The 14484-nt window shown below is 68.9% G+C and carries 16 protein-coding genes; 8 read left to right on the top strand and 8 right to left on the bottom strand.

Features of this window, described 5'->3' with window-relative positions; translation table 11 throughout:
• Nucleotides 1-57 precede the first annotated feature (57 nt).
• Both ACIBX3_RS33900 and ACIBX3_RS33895 read left to right on the top strand, forming a co-directional pair.
• A complete protein-coding gene (locus ACIBX3_RS33900) occupies nucleotides 58-1422 on the top strand; it encodes an ankyrin repeat domain-containing protein (RefSeq protein WP_397124194.1) in 1365 nt (454 codons plus the stop codon).
• A 170-nt stretch (nucleotides 1423-1592) separates the two neighbouring features.
• On the top strand, nucleotides 1593-2225 hold the full coding sequence (locus ACIBX3_RS33895; protein ID WP_397124192.1) for a DsbA family protein: 633 nt from the start codon (nucleotides 1593-1595) through the stop codon (nucleotides 2223-2225).
• Nucleotides 2226-2620: 395 nt separating this feature from the next.
• Here the strand turns inward: ACIBX3_RS33895 and ACIBX3_RS33890 are convergent, their stop codons facing one another.
• The 4 genes from ACIBX3_RS33890 to ACIBX3_RS33875 form a co-directional block, all read right to left on the bottom strand.
• A complete protein-coding gene (locus ACIBX3_RS33890; protein ID WP_397124278.1) occupies nucleotides 2621-3844 on the bottom strand; it encodes an RNA polymerase sigma factor in 1224 nt (407 codons plus the stop codon).
• 2 nt (nucleotides 3845-3846) lie between these two features.
• Complete coding sequence (locus tag ACIBX3_RS33885; RefSeq protein WP_397124190.1) at nucleotides 3847-4092, bottom strand: YciI family protein; 246 nt, start codon at nucleotides 4090-4092, stop codon at nucleotides 3847-3849.
• Between the two features lie 293 nt (nucleotides 4093-4385).
• Nucleotides 4386-5000 (bottom strand): histidine phosphatase family protein, encoded by a 615-nt coding sequence (locus tag ACIBX3_RS33880; protein ID WP_397124188.1) that lies wholly within the window; start codon nucleotides 4998-5000, stop codon nucleotides 4386-4388.
• 253 nt (nucleotides 5001-5253) lie between these two features.
• On the bottom strand, nucleotides 5254-6486 hold the full coding sequence (locus tag ACIBX3_RS33875; RefSeq protein ID WP_397124186.1) for a PEP/pyruvate-binding domain-containing protein: 1233 nt from the start codon (nucleotides 6484-6486) through the stop codon (nucleotides 5254-5256).
• A 74-nt stretch (nucleotides 6487-6560) separates the two neighbouring features.
• Between ACIBX3_RS33875 and ACIBX3_RS33870 the strand changes: the two genes are divergently transcribed.
• The gene (locus ACIBX3_RS33870; RefSeq protein ID WP_397124184.1) at nucleotides 6561-6956 is read left to right on the top strand and encodes a DNA-binding protein; all 396 of its coding nucleotides are present in this window, start codon (nucleotides 6561-6563) and stop codon (nucleotides 6954-6956) included.
• Nucleotides 6953-7588: a transcriptional regulator gene (locus ACIBX3_RS33865; protein WP_397124182.1), complete on the top strand. Its 636-nt coding sequence runs from the start codon at nucleotides 6953-6955 to the stop codon at nucleotides 7586-7588. The genes ACIBX3_RS33870 and ACIBX3_RS33865 overlap by 4 nt, the downstream gene beginning before the upstream one ends.
• A 40-nt stretch (nucleotides 7589-7628) precedes the next feature.
• Here ACIBX3_RS33865 and ACIBX3_RS33860 read toward each other — a convergent pair whose 3' ends face one another.
• The 4 genes from ACIBX3_RS33860 to ACIBX3_RS33845 all read right to left on the bottom strand — a co-directional run bounded on the left by ACIBX3_RS33860 (nucleotide 7629) and on the right by ACIBX3_RS33845 (nucleotide 9580).
• Complete coding sequence (locus ACIBX3_RS33860; RefSeq protein ID WP_397124180.1) at nucleotides 7629-8597, bottom strand: hypothetical protein; 969 nt, start codon at nucleotides 8595-8597, stop codon at nucleotides 7629-7631.
• Entirely contained in the window at nucleotides 8585-8920 is a 336-nt protein-coding gene (locus tag ACIBX3_RS33855) for a hypothetical protein (protein WP_397124178.1), read from the bottom strand. Before ACIBX3_RS33855 ends, ACIBX3_RS33860 begins: the two co-directional genes overlap by 13 nt.
• Before the next feature lie 76 nt (nucleotides 8921-8996).
• Nucleotides 8997-9161: a hypothetical protein gene (locus ACIBX3_RS33850; RefSeq protein ID WP_397124176.1), complete on the bottom strand. Its 165-nt coding sequence runs from the start codon at nucleotides 9159-9161 to the stop codon at nucleotides 8997-8999.
• 269 nt (nucleotides 9162-9430) lie between these two features.
• Nucleotides 9431-9580: a hypothetical protein gene (locus ACIBX3_RS33845; RefSeq protein ID WP_397124174.1), complete on the bottom strand. Its 150-nt coding sequence runs from the start codon at nucleotides 9578-9580 to the stop codon at nucleotides 9431-9433.
• A 139-nt stretch (nucleotides 9581-9719) separates the two neighbouring features.
• Here ACIBX3_RS33845 and ACIBX3_RS33840 point away from each other — a divergent pair, with 139 nt between their 5' ends.
• Genes ACIBX3_RS33840 through ACIBX3_RS33825 form a run of 4 tightly spaced genes read left to right on the top strand, consistent with a single transcriptional unit; the run spans nucleotide 9720 to nucleotide 13971 of the window.
• The gene (locus ACIBX3_RS33840) at nucleotides 9720-10949 is read left to right on the top strand and encodes an ABC transporter substrate-binding protein (RefSeq protein ID WP_397124172.1); all 1230 of its coding nucleotides are present in this window, start codon (nucleotides 9720-9722) and stop codon (nucleotides 10947-10949) included.
• Nucleotides 10950-10957: 8 nt separating this feature from the next.
• Nucleotides 10958-11854 (top strand): carbohydrate ABC transporter permease, encoded by an 897-nt coding sequence (locus ACIBX3_RS33835; protein ID WP_397124170.1) that lies wholly within the window; start codon nucleotides 10958-10960, stop codon nucleotides 11852-11854.
• The gene (locus ACIBX3_RS33830; protein ID WP_397124168.1) at nucleotides 11847-12686 is read left to right on the top strand and encodes a carbohydrate ABC transporter permease; all 840 of its coding nucleotides are present in this window, start codon (nucleotides 11847-11849) and stop codon (nucleotides 12684-12686) included. The genes ACIBX3_RS33835 and ACIBX3_RS33830 overlap by 8 nt, the downstream gene beginning before the upstream one ends.
• Nucleotides 12687-12705: 19 nt before the next feature.
• Nucleotides 12706-13971 (top strand): alpha-L-fucosidase, encoded by a 1266-nt coding sequence (locus tag ACIBX3_RS33825; protein WP_397124166.1) that lies wholly within the window; start codon nucleotides 12706-12708, stop codon nucleotides 13969-13971.
• Nucleotides 13972-14484: the final 513 nt, after the last annotated feature.

Raw genomic sequence — 14484 nt, 5'->3', positions numbered from 1 at the left:
ACAAGACCAACCTCTTTCCGGCCGGGCAAGCGGACCCCGGCGACGAAGGGGGTTGCGATGTCCGATCGTCATTTCGAGCTACCGGCCCATCCGAACCTGGAGTACTACCGCAAGCAGGCCAAGCACCTGCATCACGAGTACCTGGCGGGCGATGCGGCAGCCGAAGCCCGGGTCGCCGACGTGCTGAGCGATCGAGCCGCCGAGCGGTTCCTGCTCAGCGACGCCCAGTTCGTGCTCGCTCAGGAACACGGATTCCGGACCTGGGCCGAGTTTCGCGCCCACGTCGAAAGCCGCAGCGCCGCCGAAGAACGGCCGGTCTCCCGCCTCATGGGAATCAGGCCGGGCATCTACGCCTCGATGGCCGGCGCCCTCCTCGTCGACTTGCGCCGCGACGATCCCGGCGCGCTGCAACGGTTGCGGGCGTACGTGCCCCGGCACGCCACCGCGACCTCCGCCGGGGCCGCCGAGCTTCGCGACGCGCGGCTGATCATCGCGCGTGAGCTCGGCTTCCCGACCTGGCAGGAGCTCGTGTCGTTCACCGAGAAATCCCGGCGCGATCTCCACGAACGCCGGGAGAAGCGGCGGCAGCTGCACCGCGAGGCCGAAGCCCTGCTGGCCGGCGACACCGATCGGCTGGCCGGTCTGACCGCCGAGCAGGCCGACACCCTGCTGCACATGCTCGCGCGCCCCGAGACGATCCCCGGTGTCCGGCTCGAGAAGGAGCTCGGCGTGCCACGCGCCGCAGTCGATGTCCTGCTCGGCAAGGCCACCAACCGGGATCTCCCGCTCACCTGGGCTGCCCGCTTCAACCGGGTCGAATACGTGCGCCTGCTGCTCGGCGCCGGCGCCGACCCTGGCATCCGGACATGGGGCATCACCCCGCTGGAGAACGCCATCTACCACGACAACACGGAGGTCGTCGACCTGCTCGCCGAGCACGCGATCGTTCCGCAGGCGCTCTGGACGTATGCCGCCTGCGGCCGGCTCGATCTGGTGCGGGCCTGTTTCGACGCGAGCGGCAGCCTCCTGCCGGACGCCGCGTCGGCGCGCCCCGACCTCGCCGACACCGGCGCAGGCTTCCCGTCTCGGCTGCCGCCGACCGATGATCCGGAAGAGATCGTGGGAGAGGCGTTCGTCCATGCCTGCCAGCACGGCCGGATCGAGGTCGTGCGCTGGTTCCTCGACCACGGCGTCCATCCCGATGTCGCGCCCTACCTCGGACGGACCGGCCTGCATTGGGCAATCCCGGGCGGTCGTCTCCACGTGATCCGCCTGCTCCTGGAGCGCGGTGCCGACCCAGCCATCCGCGACGATCTCCTCCAGGCCGACGCCGACGGCTGGCTGCGCATAGCCTTCGCCGCCCGCCCGCACGATCCCGTGACTCAGCAGCTCCACGATCTGATCGAGTCTCGATCGCGCTGAATTGACGCTGCGGGTCCGGGCTGCGCAAGTCGCGATCGACCCGTACGCCGACTTCGACGTCACCGACTCCAAGGCCGGCGTCCGTGCCCCTGCAAACGCCCTTGCCGGAAGCCGATATCCACTCAGGAGTCTGCCGGATGGCTTACTCCCAGAACTCATGAGGACCCAGGATGAAAGTAGAGGTATACGGCGATATCGCGTGCCCGTGGTGCCGCCTCGGCACGCACCAGTTCCACCGCGCGGTGGCCGAGGCTGGTGCAGAACCGGCCGTCGAACTCGTCCATCGTCCGTACCAGCTCCTTCCGGACGCGCCCGAGGAGCCCCGGCCGCTGATGGACACGGTGGTCGAAATGTTCGGTCCGGAACAAGCCGAGGCGATGGTCACGGAGATGACACGGGTCGGTGCCAGTGAAGGGATCGAGTACCGATTCGACCGTGCGATGGCGGTCAACACCTTGACCGCGCACCGGCTGCTGTGGCTCGCCCTGTACGAGCACGGTGCCGGCGTACAGGCCGCGCTGGCGACCGCCCTCTTCGACGCGTACTTCCGCGACGGCGTGAACGTCGCCGACCACACGCAACTCGCCGAGCCGGCCGAGCGGGCCGGCTTGGATGGCGGCCGGGTGCGGGACTTTCTCGCCTCCGAGGAGGGAAGCGCCGAGGTACGTGAGCAAGTGGCCGCGGCGCGGCGGGAGGGCGTCACCACCGTGCCGAGATTCGTCTTCGGGAACGGCGCGCTGATCGTCGGTGTGACCGGCACCGAGGCGCTCCGCGACGCGCTCCGGAAGGCCGGCGGCCGGTAACGCGCCGCCGGCCGCGACGAGGAACGACTCCGAATGACACAGCGCCCCTACCGGCCGGTCGCGACGCCGGCGGACCTGCCGGGGTCAGATCGTCCAGGAGGCGGCCCATAGGAGATGGTCTTTCTTGAGGGGGCGGTGGGGTGATCCAACCTCGCCGTCCAGGCCCCAAGAAAGATCACCTCGAACGACACCGTTCGAGCCGGCAAACGGTCACTGGAAGATCGCTGAAGGTCTTGCGGTGGCCGCCGTGTTTCAGGATGGGTGACTGAATCGCGAGCTGTCCAGGCCGGGCTGTGCAGCTCGCCCACCCGGCCCTGCCGGCGGGCATGCGAGCCGCAGGCCTGTCGGCCCCCGGCGCGCTCTCTGGCCGGTCGCCCGGTCACACCGGAAGGGCGCTACCCCAGCTGGTCGCGGCGGCGTGTCAGGTAGGCGGTCTCGGCGGTGTTGCCTGCCAGCTCGATGGCTTTGTCGTAGGCCGCGCGCGACTTCTGACCGCGGCCCAGCCGGCGCAGCAGGTCGGCGCGGGTCGCGTGGTAGGCGTGATAGCCGGCCAGCTCGTCCTGGAGACGGTCGACGGCCGCCAGCGCCACCTCCGGGCCGTCGAGCTCGGCGACCGCGATGGCTCGGTTGAGGGCGACGATCGGCGAGGGGTCGAGGCGGACGAGCTGGTCGTAGAGGGCGACGACCTGCGACCAGTCGGTGTCGCGTACGTCGCGGGCGGAGGTGTGCACGGCGTTGATCGCTGCGAGGACCTGGTAGCGACCCGGGGCCACACCGGTGGCCAGGCGCTCGCGTACCAGCCGATGGCCCTCGGCGATCAGCGCCGCGTCCCAGGCCCCACGGTCCTGCTCTCCGAGGGTGACCAACTCGCCGCTGCCCGAAACCCGGGCGGTACGGCGGGCCTCGGTGAGAAGCATCAGCGCCAGTAACCCGGCCACCTCACCGTCCTGCGGCATGAGGGCACGGATCAGGCGCGTGAGCCGGATCGCCTCGGCGGTCAGGTCGTGACGTACGGGATCGGTGCCGGGGCCGGTGGCCAGGTAGCCCTCGTTGAAGACGAGGTAGAGGACGGCGAGTACGCCGGAGACGCGTCCCGGGAGATCCTCCGCGGACGGCACGCGGTAGGGGATGCGAGCCGCCTTGATCTTGGCCTTCGCGCGGGTGATCCGCTGCCCCATCGCGCTCTCCTGCGCCAGGAAGGCACGGGCGATCTCGGGCATGGTCAGACCGCCGACCATGCGCAGCGTCAGCGCCACGCGGGCCTCCATCGCGAGGGCCGGGTGACAGCAGGTGAAGATCAGCCGGAGCCGTTCGTCGTCGATCGGGCCGAGAGGCTCGGGCGGGTCGTCGTACGACATTTGAGCCTCCTTCTGCTTGTCGTCGCGCTTGTTCTCGCGCCGGATCCGGTCGATGGCCCTGCGGGTGGCGGTCGTGGTCAGCCAGGCGCCGGGATTGGGCGGTACGCCGTCGGCCGGCCATCGCTCGACGGCGGTCGCGAACGCCTCGGCCGCCGCCTCCTCGGCGATGTCGAGGTCACCGAAACGCCTGGTCAGGGCGGCGACCACCCGTGCCCATTCCTCGTGGTGGGCCTGGGTGATCGCCTCCCGGACGCCGATCATGCTCACAGGAACGGTCGCACCTCGACCTTCCGGTTGCAGGCCTTCGACCCCTCAGCTGCCAGCTTGAGCGCCACGTCGAGGTCGGGAGCGTTGTCGATCACAGTGGCCGTGCCGGGCGCCCCGAGGCCGGCGGCGAAGACCCAGTAATCCTCGGCCACGAGCCGGTCGTTGAACACGTCGATCGCAGCCATCTCGTCCGGGGTGGCGAGCTCCGCCTCGTCAAAGATCACGGAAACCAGGTACTGCATCTCGGATCATCTCCTGTGCTTCGGGACGCGCCCTCGCGGGCGACCGCTCACCCCTGCTACGAACACCTCCGCCCCAATCCGACACCGCCTGCCGGATCTCTTCCGAGGAGCCTTCGGCGGCGCTCCTCCTTCCGCAGACGTGTATGACGAGCTTCTCACCGTCCGGTCATACGCCGGCAGGATCCTCGATCACGTCGGCCACACCTCACCTCGGACGGTCGCTCCACGCCGAGCATGTGGTCCCAGGCCGGCGTCACGTTGGGGAGGAGCGCGTACGGGCAGCAGGAGCCACCTCACGGCCTCACGCCTCCGGGGAACCCGGTCCAGCGCAGGTCGGCCGGGAGGTGGCTCATGTCGTTGTACATCACGATCGTGGGCGGCAGACCGGTACGGTACTCGATGACCGTCAGCGCGGTGTTGGCGCTGTTCAGTCCGAGCCATCGGGACGGCGGCGCGTCCAGCGCGTGCCGCACCAGCCACGCGATCGGGTAGGCGTGCGTCACCAGGACCTCGTGCGTGTCGGACCGGGTCCCTTCCGTGGTCGTGCCGGGGACCTTCGCGAACCGGGCGACCAGCGCCTCGGCGAGCCTTTGGCCCGACGCCGCCTCGGTGTCGTCGTAGCCGTCGAAGAAGCCGGTCCAGGACGGGGGTGTTTCGGCCGCGCTGGGGACGTAGGGCACGTGGTCGACAAGTTCGGCGGCCTCGGTCATGGGCACGTTCGGCAGATGCCGGGCGAGTTCGTGCGCGCTTGCCACGGCGCGTGGTAGCGGAGAGTGCCACAGGGCGTCGACCGGTACGCCGGCGAGCCGTTCGCCCAGCAGGCCCGCCTGCCGGCGCCCGATGCCGGTGAGCTCCCCGAACGCGTCGGCCGCGCCGTGGCGTGCCAGGTAGAGGTGTCGCGTTGTCATCAGCAGTTGGGGCGCGGTGTCCCTGGGGGTCCGCTCCCTTCTCCTTTCGCTCCGTAGGTGTGGGTTCGGCGGCGGGATATCTGGGTGGGGTTGGCCGACCGTTGGCCTGGCAGAGGCAGAGGAGGCCGTGCGCGGCCGGGCGGCACGCTCGTTGCCGGCGAACGGGGCGGGTGCCGTTGCGACTGCCGGCATTCTTGCTACGGCGGCGTGCGGCTGTCGGGAATGACTCCCGGCCAGGGACGGAAGTGATCGGTCACGCGTCTGTCGCCGTGACGGTGCCGGTGGTGCCGTCGATGGTGATGAGGGTGTCGTCGTGGAGCCTGCTTGTCGCGTCCGGGATGCCGAGGACGGCGGGGATGGCGTGCTCGCGGGCGACGATCGCGGCGTGGGACAGCACGCCTCCGGTTTCGGTGACGACGCCGGCGGCGATGCGCAGCAGGGGTGTCCAGGCGGGGTCGGTGAAGGGGCAGACGAGGATGTCGCCCGGGTGCACGCGCGCGAAGTCGCCGGGACCGCGGACGATCCTCGCAGGGCCGGTCACGGTCCCGTGGCTGCCCGGTGTTCCGGTGAGTGCGGCGGCCGGGATGTCCGAGGCGCCGGAAGGCGAAGGCCGCCGTGGGGGTGCGGCGGTGATCGGCCGTGCTTGCAGAACCCAGATGCGGCCGTCGACGATCGCCCACTCGATGTCCTGCGGTCCGCCGAGTACGGTGGCGATCTCCTTGCCCAGCTCGGCGAGCTGCGTGGCGGTCGTGTCGTCGATCGTCGGTTGGTGCCGGGCACGGGTGGGCACGTCGCGAACGACGAGCTGCGTGCCAAGCCGGTCAAGGCGGGTCCGTTTGCCTGCGACGGTGCGTGTGACCGTCCCGTCCTCGGCGACGCGGTAGGCGTCAGGGGTCACCGTTCCTCCGACGACGCTGGGGCCCAGGCCCCAGGACGCCTCGATCTCGGTTGCGTCGTCCGGGCCTGCGGGTGTGAACATGACCCCGGATACCTCGGCATCCAGATGGCGTTGGACGATGACGGCCATCACAAGATCGGCGTACGGTTGGTCGTCGCGCCCGGAGGCACCCCGGTAGGCGATGGCACGTGGAGACAACAGCGAGGCCCAGCAGGCACGTACGGCTTCGGCGACCTCGCTGACTCCGTGCACAGCGAGAAAGCTCTCGTGCTGACCGGCCGCCGATGCCTGACCGGTGTCCTCGTTCGCTGCCGATGATCTTACCGCCACCGGCGGATCGCCGAGCTCGTCGAGTGCGCGTCCCAGTGCGTCGATCACGGTGGCGTGGAGTGGGTGGGCCGCGATCGCCTGCCGTGCCGCAGCAAGATCGCCTGGATCCCCGGCGAACCGTCCGAGGTCCAGGTCGCGGACAGCGGCGAGGTAGGCGGCGAACGAGACGACGAAGCCGTCGGGAACCGGCAGACCCGCGCGCAGCAACGCGCCAAGGGTGCCGGCCTTGCCCCCGCAGGTATCGGCGACAGCCTCCATGAGAGGTATGACCATCCACCCTCGCTTTCAACAGATTGTTGACAAAATTTCGTTGATTATGCATCGTGAGTCGCATGGAACGCAAACAGGACATCGCTCACGGTGCGCACACCGAGCACGTCCAGGTCCAACGTGAGCAGGACGCGCGTAGGCGTCTGCTGAGCCTGGGCGCAGACGCGCTCGACGCCCGCCCGTGGCGGCCCCCGCCCGCCCCGCTCTCGGCGATCGACCTCGTGCAGTTCGCCGTCTGGCGCAACACCGATCTGAACCCGGAGGACATCCTGAGCGCGCTCACCCTCCTGCCCGCCGCACGCGCCGAGGTCGAAGGACTCGAATCCGCCCTGCTGTTCATGGCCCGGAGCGCAGGTCTGACCTGGGCGCAGATGGCGCACGTGATGGGGTTCAACTCCCCGCAGGCGTGCCAGCAGCACTACACCCGCCTGACGGCACGACAGGACACCGACTCATGACGCAGGACTCTCCGCCCGCCCTCCTGGTCCTGCACGCCGTGCGGATCACCGGGTTCGCGGACACCGAGGTGATCGCACACCGGTACGACCTCAACGCGGCCGAGACGAAAGAGGTGCTACTCGACGCCGAGGCACGTGGCTGGGTCGAGCACACCGCCTTCGCCGGCACCGGAGGCTGGTCGCTGACCGAACGGGGCCGAGCCGAGAACGAGCGCCAGCTCGCGGCCGAGCTCGCACGCGTCGGCGGTGCCGACGAGGTCCGTGACGTCTACCGCGAGTTCCTCCCGCTGAACGCCCTCCTGCTACGAGCCTGCACCGACTGGCAACTCCGGCCCACCGCCGGAGATCGGCTCGCCGTCAACGACCACTCCGATCCCGCCTGGGACGCCAGAATCCTCCACGAGCTCGCCGGCATCGACCGCGCACTCCGGTTACTCGCAGACCGGCTCGGGAGCGTCCTGGCACGGTTCCGCGGATATGACACACGATTCACCACAGCCCTCGCGCGTGCCCGAGCCGGGGAGGGCAGCTGGGTCGACCGCACCGACGTCGACTCCTGCCATCGTGTCTGGTTCGAGCTCCACGAAGACCTCATCGCCACGCTCGGCCTCGACCGGCACGCGCAACCCTGACCCCGCCGCCCCGCATCCACGGTGGTCCTCCGGCACCTCACTACCGGCCGGCCCGCTCCAGGCCGCCGAGGTCGCGGAATCGCTCGCCGCTCGCGCGATCGACCGCGGCCTCGCGGCGGACCTTTTGCACACGGGCACTCAGCGTCGCGGCACACGGGGTGATGGTCTGCTCCCCTGCGGAGCTGAGAACGACGCGGACCGTCCCTGTGTCACCCCGAAATACGATCCTGGCGATGATCCCTCCGCCTGATCGGTGAGGGACTACGCAGGAGCCCCACGTCAGGCGGGAGTCCTGGGCGGTGGGTTGCCCGCACATCTTCTCGCCCACCATGAGCCGGTCGTACGCGGTGATCATGATGTGCCGATCGAGCGGGATCGCGTCCGGGTTCCCGGGGAGGAAGCCGGCGTCGCCCAGCCCGCGGCCGTAGTCGCGGCCGCCGTTGGGCCGGTAGCCGGGGATGGCGACCACGTACGTGGTCTCCCTGCGTACGTCGGCAGCCGCCAGGCGTGCCTCGAACTCGTCTGGTGACTCCTGGCGCAGCACCACCACGCCGGCACCGATCAACACCACGCTCAGCCCCAGTGCGGTCAGGCTGAGCCGCCGGCCGCGCAGCAACATCCCGGCCGCCAGGATGAACGGGATCCCTCCGAGAAGGGGCGTCAGCAGCCCGCTGCGGCTCACACCGAGCCCGGCGACGTCGGTCGCCGCCCAGCCCAGCGCCCATCCGGCGGTTCCCGGGCCCAGGACCAGCAGCGCCCAGAGCACCCGGCCGATGACGGTCGCGCCGAGGGCCGAGACCCTGCGGGTGACCGTGATCACCACGATCAGGTAGGCCAGGACGAGCAGTGCGCCCAGGAGTGCGACGAGGGCGATCCCGCGCTCTCCCCCGCCTAACGCCGCGACTGGCAGGAACCGCCACACCAGCGGCAGCGCGATCGCCCCCACTGCCCAGACCGCACCCAGCTGGGCCGCGATGATCATCGGCTTCGACGCCCTCAGTTCGAGCACCACTCAAGAATGCCGACTCCCCCAGGGATCGCGCAGCCACGCGCCACGCGCAGCGGCTCGCCGGTCCCGGACGCGCGAGCGCGGCCGAGATGACCGGTGTCACCGTCGACCGTGCGCCGGGACACGACCAGGCGCTCGGCGTTGGTCCGCGCCTGGCAACGGTCGTGAGGGCCGGCCAGTTGCGGGCCGAACGCCGAGATCCCGGTGCCGATGCTGCGCCAGATGGAATGGGCGGTCCCCAGCAGGGAGGCGGCCCTGGTGAACTCCGTCTTGGTGGCCGCGATCCAGGCCAGCAGCTCGATCATCAACGCGGGCCTCGTCACACTTCCTCGATGACCCGATCGCCTGCCAGATCACCACGAGTAGATCCCAGGTCAGGCGTTCCCCGGCCGGCTTTGCTCAGACGGTCCGGTACAGGAGTTCGGCGGTGGTGCCGGCCGTGAGGTCGTTGCCGACGAGCACCGGGATCGGCGGTTCGGGGCGCAGCCGTTCACCGCGGGGAAGATTGCTGCACCCAAAACGAGGACAGAACCGGATATAGCCCGCATTGACGGAAACGGGCACGGCCACACCTGCAGCCTTGAGCCTGGGGCCCACGGCGGGGTCGTCCAGCCGCCGGCCGATAACTCTGAGTAGCCGAAGAATGACAGCCGAAGGGTGATACATCGGATGTGAGCGTGCGGCCATCCAGCCCTGTTACGACCGCGACGAGGTGGTCGGCCGCACCCGTGCACCGATGGTCGCGGCGGCCTCCGGCACGATCTGCCGCGGGTTCCCGAGCCGGCCGGCCGCCCCGGCCCGCGGAGCGAGAATTCGCAGATAACCGCTGTTCATCAGCATGACACGTGTTCGCGTACGGTCGCGTCGCCAAGCTTGAGCCGAGTCGCGATCCGGCGGCGGTCCAGGGTGCCCACGGTGCCAGGAAGCGCCAGGATCTCGACGAGGGTCAGATCGCCACGACCGGCCGCTCGGCGATCAGTCATCGGATATTTCCTATCACGATCTCGTTGACATTACGGATTGCGGCGACTTAATTTCGAAACAGTTAACTCGGCCCCGAGCTTATTGACTGGAGCTGCGATGGGCAGGCGGATGCATGGCGCTCGGAGATCATTAGCGGTCGTGACAGCGGTGGTCATCGCGGGGGGATCAACGGCCGGTTGCGGGGGCGACGGCCAGGAATCGTCAGGTGGCAGCAAGGCGAGCAACGGCGCGGTGACGCTCACCTGGTCGATGTGGGCGTCCGGAACGGAGGACCGAAACGCCTGGCAGAAGGTGGCCGACCAGGTCACCCAGAAGTACCCGAACATCAAGATCACACTTGAGACGTCACCGTTCAACGACTACTTCACCAAACTCGGCACCCGCCTGGCCGGCGGCAGCGCGGCGTGCATCGTCTCCATGCAGAGCCTGCGCACGGGCGGCTACGTCAGCGGCATGCTTCCCTTGGACGACCTGATCAAGAAGAACGGCCTGGACACCGCCGACTTCGACTCCTCGATCATGGCCGGGCTCGCCTCGGGCGGCAAACAGTACGCGCTGCCGTACGACGTAGGATCGCTGATCCTCACCTACAACAAGGACCTCTTCAAGGCGGCCGGCGTGCCCGCGCCGAAGGTCGGCTGGAGCGTGGCGGACTTCGAGTCGGCGGCCAAGAAGCTGACCACCGGCGGCAAGTACGGCTTCGTGGCCTACCCCTCGGCCCTGGGGATGTTCTCGATGATCCGGTCCAAGACGGGCGCGGAGCCGATGGACGCGTCCGGCAAGCTCACCCTCACCACCGAGCCGATGACGACCGGCTTCCAGTGGTACGCGGACCTGGTCGCCAAGCAGGGGGTCGCGCCCAAGGTGCCCGGCGTGAACAACAACTGGGCCGAGACCCAGTTCCTCAGCGGCAACGTGGCGATGTCGGTGAACGGCCCCTGGTCCGTTCTGGAGCTCAAGGCGCAGGCCAAGTTCGACGTGGGCCTGGCCACCATCCCCGCCGGCCCGAACGGGACCAAGAGCTACTCGGCCGGGTCCGGCTTCGGCATCTCCCAGTCCTGCCCGTACCCGGACGAGGCGTTCAAGGCGATCAGCACGATGACCAGCGCCGACGTGCTCGGGCAGCTCGGCGAGGTCGGGCGCGCCTATCCGGCGCGCAAGTCCGTACAGAACAAGTGGTACGAGAACGCCTTCGAGGGTTCCAAACCGGTCATCGATGCTGCCAACGCCTCCGCGAAGCCGTTCCGGACGACCCGCAACTGGGACCCGGTGGAGAAGCTGCTTGCCCAGTACGGCATCCAGGCCTTCAACGGGCAGGCCACGGCGGCGGACGTACTCAGCCAGGTGCAGCAGCAGGCACCGGCGTAGGGAGCAACGTGCACGACGATGCCAAACCCCGGCGCCTGCGCCGTGATGGGCGGGCCGCGGCCCTGTTCGCCGGACCCAGCCTGATCGGGTTGACGCTGTTCACCCTCTTCCCGATCGTGTTGTCCCTGGTGATGGCGTTCTTCCGGTGGCCCGCGGTGGGCGAGCGGACCTTCACCGGGCTGGAGAACGTCGCGACGCTGTTCACCGATCCCGTCTTCCGGCGGGCGCTGCTCAACACACTGCTGTACGTGGTGCTCTACCTGCCGCTCAACCTCATCGTGTCGGTGGGGCTGGCGGTGTGGATCTCCCCGCGCATCAAGGGCCGCAAGGCGCTGCGGGTGGTGTTCTTCCTGCCCGTGGTCACGCCGGTGGTGGCCAACGCGATCGTCTGGCGGATGGTCTACCAGCCGAACGGGCTGATCGACGGCTCGCTGTACGCCGCCACCGGCGTGCACGCGCCGAACTTCCTCGGCGAGCAGGGCTGGGCCATGTTCGCCGTCGTCGCGATGAGCGTGTGGCAGGGGTTCGGGTACAACATGCTGGTCTTCTCGGCCGCGCTGGACGCCATCCCGCGGGACCTCCTGGAGGCGGCGCAGATCGACGGGGCCGGACCGTGGCGGCAGTTCTTCCGCATCATGCTGCCGATGATCTCCCCGGCGCTGTTCTTCGCCACGACCATGACGCTCATCACGTCGTTCCAGGTCTTCGCCGAGCCGTTCCTGATGACCGGAGGAGGGCCCGGCATCGACACCCAGACCCTCATGATGTTCGTCTACGACAAGGGGTTCTCGATCTACCAGTTCGGGCTCGCGTCCGCCGGAGCCTGGATCCTGTTCGTGCTGATCCTGGGCGTGACCGCGGTGCAGTTCGCCGGCCAGCGCAGATGGGTGAACTACGATGTCTGATCACGCCGTCCGCCGCGTCAGGCTGGTCGTCTCGCACGTCGCGCTCTACCTGGTGGCCGCCGCGTTCCTGTCGCCGCTGGTGTACATGCTGGCCACGTCGTTCAAGCGCGCCGACGAGGTGTTCGGCTCGCCGCCGAGCCTGTTCGGATCGGTGTTCAGGTGGCAGAACTACAGCGAGGCGTTCGAGTACCTGCCGTTCGGGCGGTTCGTGCTCAACGGGTTCGCCGTCGCCGTCTGCGGCACGATCGTGGTGCTGGTGGCGTCGGCCATGTCGGCGTACGCCTTCTCGCGGCTGCGCTGGCGCGGTCGCGACGGCGTCTTCCTGGTCTTCCTGTCCACGCTGATGATCCCCCAGGAAGTGCTGGTCGTACCGATGTTCATGCTGATGCGCTGGTTCGGATGGGTGGACTCCTTCCAAGCCCTGATCTTCCCTTGGGCGTTCACCGCCTTCGGGACGTTCATGCTGCGCCAGTTCTTCCTGACCATCCCCGAAGAGATCTCCGAGAGCGCCCGCATCGACGGCGCGGGAGCGGTGCGCATCTTCTCCCACATCATGCTGCCGCTGATCAGGCCCGCGCTCGCGGTGCTGGCGGTCTTCACGTTCATCAACTACTGGAACAGCTTCCTGTGGCCGCTGATCATCATCAACTCGGTGGACGAGAAGGCCACCGTCCCGCTGGGCCTGCAGCTCTTCTTCGGCCAGCAGGGCACCCAGTGGAACCTCGTCATGGCCGCCTCTGTGATCTCCATGGCGCCCACCGTGGCGCTGCTCATCATTCTGCAGAAACATCTCGTACGCGGGATCGCGACCAGCGGTCTCGGCGGCCGGTAAATCTCCCGAAAGGAACGTCTTGGACCACGCCTGGTTCTCCGAGTCCCGCTTCGGCATGTTCGTGCACTGGGGCTTGTACGCTCTGGCCGCCCGCCACGAGTGGGTGAAGAACCGCGAGCAGCTCACCGATGAGGACTACCAGCGCTATTTCGACCACTTCGACCCCGACCTGTACGACCCGGCGCAATGGGCGCGGCTGGCCAAGGACGCCGGCATGCGCTACATCGTCCTCACCACCAAGCACCACGACGGCTTCTGCCTGTGGGACTCGGCGCACACCGACTACAAGGCGACCCGCACCCCCTGGGGCAAGGACCTGATCGCGCCGTTCGTGGAGGCCGTACGCGCGGAAGGGCTGAAGGTCGGCTTCTACCACTCGCTGATCGACTGGCACCACCCCGAGTTCCCCGTCGACTGCCTCCATCCGCAGCGCGAGGACGAGGCGTTCAAGGCCGCCGCCGAGGGCCGCGACATCTCCAAGTACGCCGACTACCTGCACGCCCAGGTACACGAACTGCTCACCGGGTACGGCCGGATCGACTACCTGTTCTTCGACTTCTCCTACCGGGGCAGGCCGGGCTACTGGGGCGGCAAGGGCTCCGAAGACTGGCGCTCCCCCGAGTTGCTGGAGACGGTGCGCAAGCTCCAGCCAGGGATCATCGTCAACGACCGGCTGGACATTCCCGGCGACTTCGTCACCCCCGAGCAGTACCAGCCCGCCGGGCCGATGACCGTCGACGGCCGCGAGGTGCCGTGGGAGGCCTGCCAGACCCTCAACGGCAGCTGGGGATACGACCGGGACAACCTCGACTACAAGTCCCCTGACCTGCTCGTACGCATGCTGATCGACAGCGTCGCCAAGGGCGGCAACCTGCTGCTCAACGTGGGCCCTGACGGACGCGGCCAGATCGACCCCCGCGCCCGCCGGACCCTGGCCGACATCGGCGCCTGGATGCGGCTGAACTCCCGCTCCATCTACGGCTGCGGCGCCAGCGGCTTCACCGCGCCTCCCGACTGCCGCTACACCCAGCGGGGTGATCGGCTCTATCTGCACATGTTCGCCTGGCCGTTCCGCCACCTGCACCTGCCGGGGCTGGCCGGGCGCGTGAAGTACGCCCAGTTCCTGCACGACGCGTCGGAGATCCGTACGCGCGTCATCGACCCCACCCAGAAGGCCCGGAACACCACGATGGGTGCGCTGGCCCCGGACGCCCTGACCCTCGACCTGCCGGTGCAACGCCCCGACGTCGCCGTACCGGTCATCGAACTGTTCCTCACCGACTAGCGCCCACCGGCCCCGGTTCACGGCGACCCCGGCCCCGGTTCACGGCGCCCGCCGGAACCGGGGCCTCGCCCGTCCCGCCGGAAGCACGATCTCCCGCCGTTACCGGCTCTCCCCGCTCAGCCGATCAATGCCCGCCTGAACCGCCGGCCGGGCCTGCTCCAGCGCTGGCTGCCGGCGGTCGTGAGCGCGATGCGCGGGTGCCGCCATGAGACTGAATCCTGGCCGTACATAGCCGTGCGGAGAGATGGGGATGATCGCGGGCAGAGCGGTAGAGAACATCATCCCGCGACACTGAGCGGCACCCCATGATTGCCATGCTCCGCGACGGCGGCGTCGCCCCCGGCGTCATGCAACTCCGGCACAGTTCGGCGATCCCGCCACGCTGAAGCCCGCCCGAGGCCTTTCTCCATCAAGGACCTCCATGCGGCTCCTACTCCTTTCCGTAGCGGTTTCCCATGTTTTCCCAACCGACGGCGGCGGTCTACCCAGCAGGCCGGACCCGATCAATGCTGA

This window comes from Nonomuraea sp. NPDC049480 (genome assembly GCF_044465905.1).
In the GTDB taxonomy this organism is placed as follows: domain Bacteria; phylum Actinomycetota; class Actinomycetes; order Streptosporangiales; family Streptosporangiaceae; genus Nonomuraea.
Note: the sequence above shows the minus strand (reverse complement) of the source record. Positions and strands in the feature narration are given on the sequence as shown.

Excerpts from the sequence above, each read along its gene's own strand:
- ACIBX3_RS33865 (WP_397124182.1), top strand. The coding sequence starts at position 6,953 with ATGACGCAGGACTCTCCGCCCGCCCTCCTGGTCCTGCACGCCGTGCGG.
- ACIBX3_RS33885 (WP_397124190.1), bottom strand. The coding sequence starts at position 4,092 with ATGCAGTACCTGGTTTCCGTGATCTTTGACGAGGCGGAGCTCGCCACC.
- ACIBX3_RS33900 (WP_397124194.1), top strand. The coding sequence starts at position 58 with ATGTCCGATCGTCATTTCGAGCTACCGGCCCATCCGAACCTGGAGTAC.
- ACIBX3_RS33880 (WP_397124188.1), bottom strand. The coding sequence starts at position 5,000 with ATGACAACGCGACACCTCTACCTGGCACGCCACGGCGCGGCCGACGCG.
- ACIBX3_RS33895 (WP_397124192.1), top strand. The coding sequence starts at position 1,593 with ATGAAAGTAGAGGTATACGGCGATATCGCGTGCCCGTGGTGCCGCCTC.
- ACIBX3_RS33830 (WP_397124168.1), top strand. The coding sequence starts at position 11,847 with ATGTCTGATCACGCCGTCCGCCGCGTCAGGCTGGTCGTCTCGCACGTC.
- ACIBX3_RS33870 (WP_397124184.1), top strand. The coding sequence starts at position 6,561 with ATGGAACGCAAACAGGACATCGCTCACGGTGCGCACACCGAGCACGTC.
- ACIBX3_RS33890 (WP_397124278.1), bottom strand. The coding sequence starts at position 3,844 with ATGATCGGCGTCCGGGAGGCGATCACCCAGGCCCACCACGAGGAATGG.
- ACIBX3_RS33845 (WP_397124174.1), bottom strand. The coding sequence starts at position 9,580 with ATGACTGATCGCCGAGCGGCCGGTCGTGGCGATCTGACCCTCGTCGAG.
- ACIBX3_RS33875 (WP_397124186.1), bottom strand. The coding sequence starts at position 6,486 with ATGGAGGCTGTCGCCGATACCTGCGGGGGCAAGGCCGGCACCCTTGGC.